The sequence below is a fragment of the Streptomyces sp. NPDC036984 genome, assembly GCF_055607665.1.
Map to the genome: position 1 here is coordinate 1 of NZ_JBVJRL010000049.1, position 12,547 is coordinate 12,547.

Below are 12,547 nucleotides of genomic sequence, written 5' to 3' on the forward strand. Positions count from 1 at the left end.
CCTGGCAGACGGCCGGATCGGCTTCCCAGTCGGGGTCGGTGAGTTGGTCGGCCGTGATGACGACGTGGTTGCCGTGGTCGGTGCGGACGACGACGCGGAACGTTTCGCCCCGGCTGTCCCGGCCGGCCAGGTGGGCGGCCAGGGCGACCCGCCCCAACTCGGCGGGGTCCGCACGGGTGGTCGCTCGGCCGAAGTCTTTGCAGATCCACACGCCGCTGAACCGTTCGTGCATCAGGATCTCCCACCGCACGCAAGCGGGCACGTCGTCGCGTAACACAGCCGCGATCATGCCCCCACCAACCGGCCTCCCGTACCGCTACCTGCGAGTACTGGCCAGAAAGCGCGCCTCCCGCACCGAGGACGAGGACGGCTGGACTTGCCAGGCCCGCCCGTCACGGGCGCGCCCCGGCCCGGGGCAGCAAAACGGCTACCTCGCGCGGCCCTTGCGTTCTACCGTTGCTGAGCATGAACACGCAGGCCTTCCGGGGCGCCTACCTTCTGCCGCTGTTCCACGTGATCGAGCAGGCCCGCGGTGATGGCGCCTACCGGCAGCTGCCCGCCCCCGACCCGGCCAGCAGCCTGGCCACCGACGACGCCCCCCTGGGCCCGTACGCCGGCGCGCACCTGATCCGCGCCTCCTACACCGCTGGCCTGGCCCACACCGACGCGCTGCGCCGCCTGACGGCGGCCGGGGAGGTCGACCCGACCAGCCCCTGGACGCTGCTGCGCGGCGCCCTGGAGAACTTCGCCACCGCCCTGTGGCTCCTCGACGGCCCGGGCCGGGCCGAACGCCGACGCCGCGCGCTGTCCCTGTGGGACGAGGACATGCGCAACCGCCACCAGCATGAACAGGACACCGGCCACCACCCCTCTGGCGCCGGCAAGACCGGCGCGCAGCGCCGCGCAGAGATACGCGGCATCGCCGACCGCCTCGGCCTGCCCCCGCTCACCCGACCCGCCACCCACCAGATCCTGCTCGCTGCCGCACCCTCGGCCGGCCTCACCGCAATCAAGGTGGGCGCCGCCTGGCGAGCAGCTTCCGGATTCGCGCACGGCCGCTACTGGCCCAACCTGCGGGCCTCCCAGCCCCGCGCCGCCATGGAGGGCGCCGACGGCATCCACACCATCGCCCTGGTCATCGACGAGGACCAGCACCGGCCACTGACCGAGTACTGCCACAGCATGCTGCGCCGACTGCAGGAGCACTACACCGCGCGCGCCCAGGCCCGCTGACAGAGCGGGCAGGAACGCCCCTGCCCGCCCCCGGAGCCTGGTGAACCGTTCCGCCTCACCACCACCCCTGCGACGGCCGCACTCAGCCCCACAAACCGCTCTCCGTCCTACGGGGGGCACCGCCGGTCCTTCGCGCCGCAGCCCGGGCCGGGCCTCCAGAGGTATCGGCTGCCGGCGCGATGTCGGGCGAGTGCGCGCACTTGCGCCGCCCTCGTTGGCACCGTGCCCGCAAGTACTGTCGGGCTCCACCGCGCGCGAGGAGGGGCCCGTAAGCCGGGCACGGGTCCGGGCCCCTCGTCTGCGCCTGCGTCCACCGGGGGGTTGCACGCGTGCCGTGCTCAACGCGTGCGCGTGCAGGAAGGTCACGCCGCCTCCCAGGTGTTGCAGCCAAAGTCGCCGTCGCGGCACACCCTGACCGTGCGATCCACCTCCCTGACGGGCGGGGCCCCACGCCCCGCGGCTCACGCCACGCCTCTGGACGGCGCGCAGGCACGAGTGCCTGCGACGGCTGTCGCCCGGCGTCCCGGTCTGGGACGGAGCAGCGGTAGCCGGAGCCGATGCTTGCGTCCCTGACTCGGGCAAGCCTTCGCCGAGCCAGAGCAAGCCTCGTCACCTCCCTGAGCCGGGCGGACACATGCCGCTTACCGGTCTGGTGGCGTCAGCGAGCTCAAATCCCCAGAACGCCGTCGAGGGTCCTGCATGATCCCTATGTGAGACGTGTGCCGAAGCAGGTCAGGCTGCTCTATGTCGTCCTGGTTGGCGCTTTCCTGGCGTGGTACATCGCAGGCGGCCACAAGGTCGACATTCTGGTCACCGTAGTCTCCGCGTTCACTGCCCTGCTCGCGCTGCCCGCCGCAGTAGTCGCCGTAATCCGCTCCGGCAAGACCGGGACGGCGCCCGCCCGTCCGGGGGACATGGCCGACCAGCTCGCCCACGCGGTACGCCAGCAGTGGGAGGCGGAGGCCCGGCTACGCCGCCTGAACGACCCTTTCCCGCTGCCGGTCGCATGGGAGGCGGCCGACGCGGACCTCGTCGAATCGTGGGCTCATCTGAAGGAGCTGGCCGAGGACTGGCCCGGAAAGTCCCCCGGAGCCGACTGCGCGTGGGCTCGCAGCCCGGCAGGGCTGGCCGGCAAGGGGGGCGACATCATCGAGGCCTTCGAGCGCGTACCCACCCGCCGTCTGGTGGTCCTCGGCGAGCCCGGTGCCGGTAAGACCGTGCTGCTCATCCGCCTCCTGCTGGGCCTACTCGAGCACCGCCCGCCCGGCGGCCCAGTGCCGGTCCTCTTTCCCTTGGCTTCCTGGGACCCGGCCCAGCAGGACCTGTACGCATGGATGGCCGACGAACTCGCCCAGGGCCACCCCGCTCTCCGCGCCCTCGTCCCCGCCGACCAGCCACAGGCCGCCACCAGCACCCAGGCGCGCGCCCTGCTTGCGCAGCGGCTGATCCTGCCCATCCTCGACGGCCTGGACGAACTCCCCGAAAGCCTGCGGGCCCGGGCGCTGCACGCCATCAACCAGGCACTGCCGGCCCGGCAGCCGCTGGTGCTCTCCAGCCGCACCGCCGAGTACCGAAGCGCCCTGGCCACACCGGCAGGGGTGACCGTGCTCCTCAACGGAGCTGCCGGCATCCGTCTCCTCCCGCTGGATGCAGTGAAAGCGGCCGCCTACCTGGAACGCGACGCCGGCGGCCCGGGCCCGAAGGCCACGGCCCGCTGGAGACGGGTCACCGCTTCACTGGGCACCACCGCCCCCGTCTCCCAGGCATTGAGCACCCCGCTCGGCCTGTTCCTGGCCCGCACCATCTACAACCCTCGCCCCGACGAACACCTGTCCGACCTACCCGACCTGTCCCACCCCGACGAACTCCTCGACCAGGCCCGCTTCCCCACCCGCCAGGACATCGACACCCACCTGTTCACCGCCTTCATCCCCGCCGCCTACCGCCCCCACCCCGACCAGCCCACGCCTTGGACGGCCCAACAGGCCCAACAGGCCCTCACCTTCCTCGCCCACCACCTCCAACAGCACCTCAACGGCACCCCCAACCTCGTCTGGTGGCAACTCCCCCTCGCTCTGCCCCGTCAGGCACTTGCGACAGGGCTCACTGTCGGGCTCATGGCCGGACTACCAAACGTTCTCAATGCCTGGCTGCAAGGCGAGCCTCTCTACGGGCTTCTGACTGGGGGCGTTATCGGGTTCATGTGCGCAGTGATGGCTGGGGTCATCGCCTGGTCCGTAAGAGACAGAAACCCAAGTTCAGGGATCCGCTGGAGCTGGAGAGGCAAATCCTGGCTCACCGCCGGACTCCCTTTCGGGCTCGTGTTCGGATTTTTTGCCTTCAGCGCAGTAGCGTCCGTGAGCGGGTGGGGGAACGGGGTCGTGGCCGGACTCCTCGTCGGGCTCCTGTTCGCGCTCATGGGCGGAGTCAGATCGGTACACCCCGACCTGGACAAGGCAGTGGGACCCGGCACGGTCCTGCGTCGGGATCGGCGCACCTTTTGGATCATCACGCTGGCGGTGGCGACCCTGGGCGCAATCGCGCATGTGATCGCAATCGCGTATGGGGTCGCCGGGCCGATTGGGATGCCAGTCTGGTCCCCGGAGTGGTTCCATTTGTTGCTCACAGCTGCGATTTCGGGGTTCCTGCTCGGACTCCCGCTCGGCTCCATGCTCGGACTCGCCCGGTCGGTGTGGATGCGGTTCCTGGCGGCTCGGACCGCATTGGCGGCAGCGGGGCGTGTGCCCTGGCGCTTCATGAGCTTCCTGGCCGACGCCCACGAGCAGCGAGGCGTACTACGCCAAGCGGGAGCCGTCTACCAGTTCCGTCACCTCGACCTCCAACGCCACCTCGCACAACGCCAACCATGATCGGCCGCGTTGTCTTGGGATCTTGTCCGCCTCCGTCGTGCGCTTGCAGGGAAGCCGTTGCCAAGGGCAGCGGATGGTCGAATCGTGGTGGCCAGCTAAGGCAACTGCATTGGCCGGGCCTGGCCCCCGGTACGGGCACGCCGCCCCGGGGCTGCTTGTCAGCAGCGGCTGAGAGGCTGATCGTCATGAACGGCGACGAGCAACTGCTGCGCGGCCGGGTCTACGGCTCGTTGACTGAACTAAGAGGAAAGTTTTCGCCCCGTCTTCTGCGGCCCAGGCCAAAAGGCCATCCATGCCTGAAGCAGAGAGCCCGGCCTCCACGAGCGGCCGGCGACTCGTCCCTGTCCGCCTGCACGCACGCACGCCGCCTGAGCGACCCCCGCGAGCGGAACGCTGGCGCTGCCCGGAGCGCCCGGCCAACTGTGATGTGCCGGTTTGGTGTCGGTGGGTGGGTGTCAGTGACGGCACATCAGAGTTGGGTGTTTTCGCTGGTCGGGTGTTGAGGACGGGCGTGGTCGCTGTCGTGGGGCGGTGCATGCGACGGCTGCGGCTGACACGCGGCGGTACACCCCGCTCCGTTCCACTGTCTTGAGAACGGCACTTCTGATCTTTCCGAGGGCTGCGCGGCGGCACGGTGGTCGGTGTCGGTTTTGCGCGGGCGGAAGGGGGCGGGGTGGGGGAGGCGGGCGCGTGGGGTGAGGTCACGGCGGGGTTGAGGGTGTCCAGACCGGTGCTGGTTGCGCGGCTGCTGGAGCTCGAGGCGGCTGGGGCGTTGACCACGGCGCATGTGCGTGCGGGCGCCCAGGTCGGCGGGGTGAATGTGCGCACGGTGTGGCGCTGGCTGGATGCGGCGCGGACCGAGGGCCGCATGGAGCGCAGGCCGCGGGCCCGGCTGGAGTTGTCCGACCAGATGTGGGAGGTGCTGGCTCAGGCGGGCGGGAACGTTGCGGCGCTGCACCGGCATCTGAAGGCGGCCGGGGGCGAGGTGCCTTCGCTGGCGTCGTTGCACCGGGTGGTGCGCCGGGACCTTCAGGCCGGCAGGCTCCTGCCGGACCGCGCGGTGGCGCGGCGGGAGCGGGAAGAGCAGCAAACGCGGCAGGCACTGGCTGACCTCGCTCTGGCCGGACCGAGTGAGGCAGGCGCGGCGAAAGTGGCTGCGCGCCGGCTGCCGCGTCTCGTACCAGAGGCGACCGGGAGCTTGCCGGTGGGGGAGAACGGTGCGCTGGCAGGTGTGGCGTTGCCGGCGGGAGCGCAGCTGGTGCGGACGTCGTCGGTGCGGGCCGTGGCCGAGGCGGTCGGGCAGGCGATGGCGACCCAGGGCGCGGTGCCGGGGGTCGTCGACGTGATGGTGGTGGAGCGTGGGGGAGAGGCCTTTTCTCCGGCTGGTGGAGGGCGGGCGCGCTGACTGGGACCCCGATGCCGGCGATGCCGGACAGGCACGGGACGTGTGGGTATTCCAGGCCAGCTGTGTCCGGGCGTTCGCCGCGACGTGGGTGGTGCGGGGGTTCGCCCCGACGACGATCGGCGCCTACACCTCCTTGCTTCCCCGGGTGCTGGCCCACTTCGACCGCCCGGTGTGGCAGATCGAGCCCGCCCACGTGGACGCGATGCTCCACACCCTGCTGCTCGAGGGCCGGACCGCGGGAACCAGACGCCGCTACCTGGACATGCTGCGCGCCTTCCACACGTTCGTACGCCTGCGCTACGCGAGTGAGATCCGCGCCCTGTACGGCACCGCCGTGGGTGATCCGCTGGACCGCTTCAACCGGCTGCGCCACGTCCGGGACGAGCCCGCGCACCGGCTGCCGCCCACCGCCGAACGCCTCACGGCCTTCTTCGCCCATGCCCGCGCCCGCCTGGCCACCGTGTCCGACTACCCGGCCGCGGCCCGGGACTACGCGCTGTGGCGCACCCTGTACCACTCCGCGCCGCGGCTGAGTGAAGCCCTCCGCCTGGAACTGTGCGACGTCCACCCCGAACTCGGCCCGTCCGGCAAGCTCCACGTGCGGTTCGGCAAGGCGGCCAACACCTCGGGACCGCGCCCGAGATGGGCCCCGATGCTGGACGGCCTGGACCGGATCCTTGCCTGGTACCAGAGCGACATCCGCCCCCTGTTTCCCGATACCGCCGCACTGTTCTGCGACGCCCACGGCGCGGCGCTGAAGCCGGAAACCGTACGCGACCGCCTGGCCCGCCTTCTGGACACCGAAGGCCGCATCGAAGGTGACCAGTTCACCCCACACGACCTGCGCCGCGCCTGCGCCACCCACCACTACGAACAGGGCATGGACCTGATCACCGTCCAGCAACTGCTCGGCCACGAGCACATCGCCTCCACCATGGCCTACGTCCGGCCCTGCCTCACCTTCGTCGAGGATGCCTGGCGCCGCGCCACGTCCCGAGCCCTGACCGGCCTGGCCGGCTGACCCCCGGGATTTCCCGTGACAACACCTCCTCTGCGTGCCGTGGAGACACCCGCCCCGCCACCGGTAGTGGAGTGGAAACTGCGCATGACTGCGGCACACCGCGGCATCTGGACCGGCACCGAACTGCGCCGTCTGCTGGCCGAGCGCGCCGGTCTGGAACTGTCCGCGGCATCGGTGTCCGCCCTTTTCACCAAACAGCCTTCCCAGGTGAAGCTGTCTACCCTGGCCGCACTGTGCGCCGCCCTCGGCTGCACCCCCGGCGACCTGCTGACCCTGCCCGGATCCACCGCACCCTCAATGCCTCCGCCGCGCCCCGACCCGGTCCCCGACCGGCAGCCTCCGCAGCAGCAGCCCACGTCCTGCCGCCGATCGCTGCCACCGCTGTGACCGCACCCGAACCCGCCGCGAACCCACCCGCGCCTTTTGCCGCTGCCGTACCCCGGACGGCCAGGGACACCTGCCCGGCCTGCCACCGCCTGCGCCCCGACACCGGCCGCTGCGCCTGGTGCTCACGGACCTGCGTCCTGTGCGGCGCTCCACGGCGATCCGCCCAGGACCTGTGTGCGGCCTGCCGGCACCGCTCGGAGGGCCGACGGGCACGGGGCCCGTGCCGGCACTGCGGGCGCCGGCGCACCCTCGACGCGGCGACCCGGCGCTGCCGGGCCTGCACCGATCCGGCCACCGCACCGCCCCCGGCATACTGTGAACGCTGTGGCACCAGCGGCCAGTGGGCCAAGGGCCTGTGTAAATGCTGCTACGAGCACTCACCGCACACCGTCATCACCCGTGCGGTCGGCTGGGCCGAGCGCATGCCTGCTGTACCACCCTGGTGGAGCGACTTTGCCGCACACCTCGCAGATCACCGCCACCCCATCTACGCGGCCGACGTCGTCGCCGCCACCGCACGTCTGATCACTGCGGTCGCGACCGGCAACCCCGGAGAGCTGCTCGCGCACGCCCGCAGCAGTGCACCCGAAATCGTGGGAGCGCTCACCGATTTCTTCTACACCCACGGCCGCCTCGCCCCGCCACCGGACCTCGCCGATCGGCGCGCAGCAGCCCGCCGCACCCGCCGCATCGGGGTCGTCCCCGGCCCACTGCGCCCCCAGGCCGCCGCCTTCGCAGATTTCCTGCTGCTCCAGCGCGAGCGAGCCCAGCAGCTCGGGCTGCGCCCGAACCGGCTGGAGACCGTTGAGATCCCTCTGGACACCATCCGCGACCTGGCCCTCCATCTTGAGGGACACAGAGCCTGGGCGAGCGTCACCACCGCAGACCTGGAGTCCTTCCTTGCCCTGGCCCCGGCCCGCCGCGCCTCCCACCTCGCGGGCATGCGTCAGTTCTTCGCTCACGCCCACTACTCCAGGGCCATCCTCCACAACCCCACGGACCCGATCATCGCCGTCCAGCAGAGGGGATTTCACGGACCCACCCTCACCCCGGCCAGGCAGCGCACCCTGTACGAACGGTGGGCCACCAACTACGACATCCACCCGCACGAGGCCTTCATCGGCCTCGCCGCTCTCCTCCACGCAGCAACCATCACCGAGCTGCGCCGGTTCACCGACGCCGACATCGACCCCGACCGCCACAGCGTCCGCTTTCCCGGCAGATCAGTGCATCTCCCACCTGGACAGCGCGACGTGGAAGGCGCTGCAGCGCTGCCAGGAGCACCGGCGCCGACTCGGTACGGGCAATCGCCACCTGCTCGTCACCAGGCTCACCCGAACACACCACGGACCTGCCGGCGCCGCCCATATCCGCGACAGCCTCGCGCCCGTCGGCCTGCTGCCCCGAGTTCTGCGCTCCACACGTCTGCTTGGTCTCGCCGACGAACTCGACGCCAAGATCCTCACTGTCTCCCTGGGGATGTCCTACGCGGGAGTCGCTCACTACCGGCCCTACCCAAAGCTCACCAGACCCGTGTGACGGTGGACTGTTCGTCACGCCCACTCGATGCCCCTGAACCAGGACCTCACCCGCCGGCTAGAGGAAGCCGCCTCAGAGAACGCCACATGCCGCGCCCGCATCAGCACCCTCGAAGAAGACCTGACCGCCGCCCGCACCTGCCTGCGCCGAATGATCCGCACCGAGAACGCGGCCCGGTGAAAACGAGATCACCAGCACGTGCCGGCCTCATGCCTCGATCTAACCTCCAAGCGGGTGAACCGCGACGGCATGGACCGGTGAGCGGCTGGAGTCGCATCACGTGCGAGCCCAGCGCAAGCCTCGAATCGCGTCCGTACGCACTTCGTACGGCATGTCGCACGCTAAAAGAACCCTCACAGTACGGTCGGCACGCGCGTTGCACCAGCGGCGGGGGCGGCCCGCTCACAGACAGGTCCAGCGCATGCCGATGGCGGAGAGCTGTTCGACGCGTTCGGGCGTGAGCGTCGCGGCTCTGCTGCGTTGATTGCTGATCCAGGCCCCGAGCTTGATCTGCTGTTTTTCCTGGTCCTGGCTGCTGCCGTCGTCCCCCTGGCCGCCGAGGACGATGGTCTCGACGTGTTTCCTGGGCACCTGCAGGTGTCCTTCGCGCTGGTAGTACTGCTGGGCAGCCGCCAGGCTCATGGCCCATTTGTCGGCCTGGGTGCGGCGTGGCCGGGGTTTCTCGTCGTCGGCTGCGGGCTGGATGCCGAGGACCTGCTCGCACAGCCATTGCTGGGCGCCGGTGAGGTTGTCCCAGCCGAGGCGGACGGAGCGTACCCATCGTCCGAGGTCCTTGCCTTGGTGCACGGCGGTGCCCGGCGTCATGGGTAGCTCGCCGCCGGCGTCGAGGTACTGTCGGGTGAGGTGGAAGGCGCGTTGCCATTCCACTGGCCAGGCGGGGCACCAGGCGGGGTAGATGTCCTCGAGCTGCTCGCGCCGCTCCTGCGACAGTGCCCCGGCCGACGACTCCACGGGCAGGCCTTCGGCTCGCTGCTGCTCGTTCACGGCCGCTCGCCGGGCGGCCGCCCGGGCGTTCTTCAGAAACAGCCCTACGCGGTATCCCTTGTAGGTGGCGTCCGTCGGGGCCAGGAGATGCCCGTTCTCCTGCGCCCATCCGCGGGCGGCGGCGAGGCCTTCTTCCCAGGCGACGTCGTAGTGTGACCAGACCATGTCCAGCTTTTCCAGCTGCGCGATGCGGTCGGCGTCCAGACGGCCGCGGGCGTAGAACCTTCTGGCGTCGGCGATCCATTGCCCTAGTGGGAAATCAGCGAGCGAGGCCGGCCACCCCTCGGCCTCTACCGCCTTGTCGTCGTGGCCGGGCACGCGGTGCGTGAACGGCACCCGCAGATCACCATGGAGCCGGTGGTAGATGGTGGCGGCTTCGATGCCGCGTCGCCAGTGGGCGTGTTCGGGGTTGAGGACGCGCAGGTTGATGAACGCCGCCAGCTGCGCGGGGTCCCGAGGCGTCGAAAACTTCAGCAGTTCCCGGGCCGGCACCGACAGCCGGTCGCTTCGGTCGCCGGCCTCATCTTCACCCTGGTCGCTGCCAGAGCGGGTCTGTACGCCCCTCACATGGCTTGGCGCCTGGGGCTGCGCCAGAGCCTCCACGACCCGGGTGTCGTGTGCCCTGAGCGCTTCTAGCAGCTTGGCCAGGCCATTGAAGGCCCGCGAGGTCAGCATGTTGTCGGCCGTCTCTCCGGGCCCTAGCAGGACGGGCACCACGAGCGAGGCGGTCTTGCCTTCGCCGGGGCGGATGCGCAGGGCGCGGCCGACGGCCTGGACGAGGTCGGGCATGGAGCCGCGGACGTCCGCGAAGTACACGGAGTCACATTCGCGGGTGTCGACCCCCTCGCCGAGCACGCGAACGGACCCGAGGAACGTCTTCTCCACGACCGTGCCGTCAGCAGCGATCCCTCGCGAGAATTCGTCCAGCACACGACGCCGGTGGAGCGCCCCGTGGTCGCCGCACAGCCAGTCGGCCCACACGGTGCGCGGGTATAGCTCCGGCTCGGCGGCGTGCAGCTGCTCGGCGACGTGGGGGAGGCCGGCCGCGAAGGCCTCGGCTTCCTTGACGACGTGGTGGAAGACGAGCGTCCTGCAAAAACCTTCCTCAGCTGAGGCCTTCACCAGCGCGGTCTGGAGCGCGGCGAGCCGGGCCCCGCGCACCTGCTCGGACCGTGCGTCCTCGCCCAAGAGCTGGGCGGCCTGGAGCTGGGTGTCGGCGATGTCCACGCACACCACCTGGTAGGGGGCACAGATGCCCCTGTCCACGGCCTCCGAGAGCGTCAGGGTGAAACACCTGGTGCCGAACGGCGAAGCCGGGTCGTCATCCATCGACGCGACAAGTTCGCCCGGCACGCCCGGCCCGGAGTCCTCGTCCGGCTGCCACAACCTTGGGGTGGCGGTCATATAGAGCCGGCGCAGGGCGGGGATGCGGGTGTTGTCGTGGACGACTGCCCACGGCTTGCCGATCCGCCCGGAAGTCCGGTGCGCCTCGTCCACGACGATCAGGTCCCACCCCGGGAGGCCCGCGGTGTGCGCGCGCTCGAGTGTGCCGAGCCCGAGCGAGGCATACGTGGCGAACACCGTGACCTTGTCGAGCGGCCGCACCCAGTCGACGAGCTCGCCCACGTCCGTGGTGTTCGGGAAGGACGCCTCCTCACCTCGCAGGGACGAGACCCCGATCATCGGGCCTGCGCGGCCGCCCTCGCGCCAGGCGGCCTCGGTCTGGGCGAGCAGGTCCAGTGAGGGCACGAGCACCAGGACCCGGCCCGCCTGCAGCTCCTCCGCGCTGCGCACGGCGACGAGAGTCTTGCCCGATCCGGTCGCCATGACCACCTGCGTCCGCAGCCCCCGCTCCGGCACGGTGGATCTTGCAGGCAAGTCGAGCACCCGGAGTACTGCGTCAACGGCTTCTCGCTGGTGAGGACGGAGTGCCTTCACCGTCATTTCGGTCCAACCTCTCCCGCGCTCCGGACGACAGTTTTCCCTCCGCGGATCACAATCAACTGGCCTCCAGGCGCCGGTTGTTGAGCCACAGTGTTTCCACCGAGACACCGGATCCATGCCCCGGCGCGGGATACAGCGGACCACCCTCGAGCGGGCCACACGCCCACAGCTCTAGAGCCGTCTAAGTCCAGAGTCTATCGCAGCTTCAAAATGAAGCAGCCTCGGTGAAGAATCGACACGGAAGCCACGGGTACTCCACAGTTATCACTGCCCACCGTCCGGGAGAGACCATGGAACAGAAGACCGAGAACAATCAAGGAAACCGGTTCTGCAAGGCCTGCGGTACGCCTGCCGAAGACGGGAAACTGTGCAGCCACTGCGGCGCCGTCCTGGATCTCCCGGATAGTGCAGGGCTGGTTGAAGACCAAGGAGCGGCAGTGCGACGCGACTTCGAGGGGCGCACCCAGCAGCAAGAGTAAAAGTGAACGAATCCGCAGAAGCAAACCCGGCCTGCTGAACCGCTTGCAGCGGGGTACACGGGCCGGCATGGCATCCACGACTGATCGCATCATGTCCCTGCGGGCCGTGCGGCAGCTGCGCCGGATCCGCACCTTCTACACGATGGGCGCCCTGATGTGGGCGGCATCGACGGGCTGGACCGGCTGGCAGTCTCCCGGGAGCCGGCAGATGTGGGTCTCCGTCCTCCTCCTGGCCATTTTCACCGGCCTGCTGCTCACGGCTTCCCTGTGGCTCCAGCGCCTTCAGAGCACAGACTCGACCGGCCTCGCGCACCACGCCGCACCACGGCGGGCGGCCAGGCCGCACCACGCGCATGTCTGACTCACCGCTTGGCATGGCCCGGGCGTCCGGGGTCTGTGGGAGCGATAGCCGGGCATACGGGCTTCACCCCCTTGTGGAAGGAGCTCGTCATGCTTGGCGTAGTCGCGGCAGTGCTGTTCTTCTTTGCGTTTTTGATCAACGCGGCTGATATCAGTACCAACGATGCGTTCTCTTCGACGAACGTCATGCTGCTGGGGCTGACAGCTCTGGCTTTGCATGTGGCCGGAGTCGGTGCCGGCTGGGCCCGCAGACGCTGACCCCCGGGGGTGTGGCATCCGATGACGGACCGTCATCGGATGCCAC

General features: G+C 70.0%; 12 protein-coding genes. 9 read left to right on the forward strand and 3 right to left on the reverse strand.

Annotation, left to right across the window (positions count from 1 at the left end; translation table 11 throughout):
• Positions 1–277, reverse strand: a 277-nt coding sequence (locus tag ACZ7DL_RS38555) for a hypothetical protein (RefSeq protein ID WP_470781670.1), incomplete at its 3' end; no start/stop codon positions are given.
• A gap of 188 nt (positions 278–465) precedes the next feature.
• Between ACZ7DL_RS38555 and ACZ7DL_RS38560 the strand changes: the two genes are divergently transcribed.
• The 5 genes from ACZ7DL_RS38560 (at position 466) to ACZ7DL_RS38580 (ending at position 6,916) form a co-directional block, all read left to right on the forward strand.
• Positions 466–1,233, forward strand: coding sequence for a hypothetical protein (locus ACZ7DL_RS38560; RefSeq protein ID WP_470781672.1), 768 nt, complete (start codon positions 466–468; stop codon positions 1,231–1,233).
• 710 nt (positions 1,234–1,943) lie between these two features.
• Positions 1,944–4,103, forward strand: a complete 2,160-nt coding sequence (locus ACZ7DL_RS38565; protein ID WP_470781673.1) for an NACHT domain-containing protein — start codon at positions 1,944–1,946, stop codon at positions 4,101–4,103.
• Between the two features lie 730 nt (positions 4,104–4,833).
• Positions 4,834–5,508 carry a hypothetical protein gene (locus tag ACZ7DL_RS38570; protein ID WP_470781674.1) on the forward strand — a complete coding sequence of 225 codons (675 nt, stop codon included), beginning with the start codon at positions 4,834–4,836 and terminating at the stop codon, positions 5,506–5,508.
• Positions 5,509–5,548: 40 nt separating this feature from the next.
• A complete protein-coding gene (locus tag ACZ7DL_RS38575; RefSeq protein WP_470781675.1) occupies positions 5,549–6,529 on the forward strand; it encodes a tyrosine-type recombinase/integrase in 981 nt (326 codons plus the stop codon).
• A gap of 84 nt (positions 6,530–6,613) precedes the next feature.
• Complete coding sequence (locus tag ACZ7DL_RS38580; protein ID WP_470781677.1) at positions 6,614–6,916, forward strand: helix-turn-helix domain-containing protein; 303 nt, start codon at positions 6,614–6,616, stop codon at positions 6,914–6,916.
• Between the two features lie 377 nt (positions 6,917–7,293).
• On the opposite strand, the gene ACZ7DL_RS38585 is transcribed toward ACZ7DL_RS38580, so the two are convergent.
• The gene (locus ACZ7DL_RS38585; RefSeq protein WP_470781679.1) at positions 7,294–7,878 is read right to left on the reverse strand and encodes a hypothetical protein; all 585 of its coding nucleotides are present in this window, start codon (positions 7,876–7,878) and stop codon (positions 7,294–7,296) included.
• A 604-nt stretch (positions 7,879–8,482) separates the two neighbouring features.
• On the opposite strand from ACZ7DL_RS38585, the gene ACZ7DL_RS38590 reads away from it, so the two are divergent.
• Positions 8,483–8,635 (forward strand): hypothetical protein, encoded by a 153-nt coding sequence (locus ACZ7DL_RS38590; RefSeq protein ID WP_470781681.1) that lies wholly within the window; start codon positions 8,483–8,485, stop codon positions 8,633–8,635.
• Positions 8,636–8,857: 222 nt separating this feature from the next.
• On the opposite strand, the gene ACZ7DL_RS38595 is transcribed toward ACZ7DL_RS38590, so the two are convergent.
• A complete protein-coding gene (locus tag ACZ7DL_RS38595) occupies positions 8,858–11,404 on the reverse strand; it encodes a helicase associated domain-containing protein (RefSeq protein WP_470781689.1) in 2,547 nt (848 codons plus the stop codon).
• 290 nt (positions 11,405–11,694) lie between these two features.
• Between ACZ7DL_RS38595 and ACZ7DL_RS38600 the strand changes: the two genes are divergently transcribed.
• The 3 genes from ACZ7DL_RS38600 to ACZ7DL_RS38610 all read left to right on the forward strand — a co-directional run bounded on the left by ACZ7DL_RS38600 (position 11,695) and on the right by ACZ7DL_RS38610 (position 12,501).
• Positions 11,695–11,883, forward strand: a complete 189-nt coding sequence (locus ACZ7DL_RS38600) for a double zinc ribbon domain-containing protein (RefSeq protein ID WP_470781683.1) — start codon at positions 11,695–11,697, stop codon at positions 11,881–11,883.
• Positions 11,884–11,950: 67 nt separating this feature from the next.
• A complete protein-coding gene (locus ACZ7DL_RS38605; protein WP_470781685.1) occupies positions 11,951–12,244 on the forward strand; it encodes a hypothetical protein in 294 nt (97 codons plus the stop codon).
• Between the two features lie 89 nt (positions 12,245–12,333).
• Positions 12,334–12,501: a hypothetical protein gene (locus ACZ7DL_RS38610; RefSeq protein WP_470781687.1), complete on the forward strand. Its 168-nt coding sequence runs from the start codon at positions 12,334–12,336 to the stop codon at positions 12,499–12,501.
• The last annotated feature ends 46 nt before the right edge of the window (positions 12,502–12,547 follow it).

Coding starts and splice junctions, on each gene's coding strand:
- ACZ7DL_RS38560 (WP_470781672.1), top strand. CDS start 466: ATGAACACGCAGGCCTTCCGGGGCGCCTACCTTCTGCCGCTGTTCCAC.
- ACZ7DL_RS38580 (WP_470781677.1), top strand. CDS start 6,614: ATGACTGCGGCACACCGCGGCATCTGGACCGGCACCGAACTGCGCCGT.
- ACZ7DL_RS38590 (WP_470781681.1), top strand. CDS start 8,483: ATGCCCCTGAACCAGGACCTCACCCGCCGGCTAGAGGAAGCCGCCTCA.
- ACZ7DL_RS38595 (WP_470781689.1), bottom strand. CDS start 11,404: ATGACGGTGAAGGCACTCCGTCCTCACCAGCGAGAAGCCGTTGACGCA.
- ACZ7DL_RS38600 (WP_470781683.1), top strand. CDS start 11,695: ATGGAACAGAAGACCGAGAACAATCAAGGAAACCGGTTCTGCAAGGCC.
- ACZ7DL_RS38605 (WP_470781685.1), top strand. CDS start 11,951: ATGGCATCCACGACTGATCGCATCATGTCCCTGCGGGCCGTGCGGCAG.
- ACZ7DL_RS38610 (WP_470781687.1), top strand. CDS start 12,334: ATGCTTGGCGTAGTCGCGGCAGTGCTGTTCTTCTTTGCGTTTTTGATC.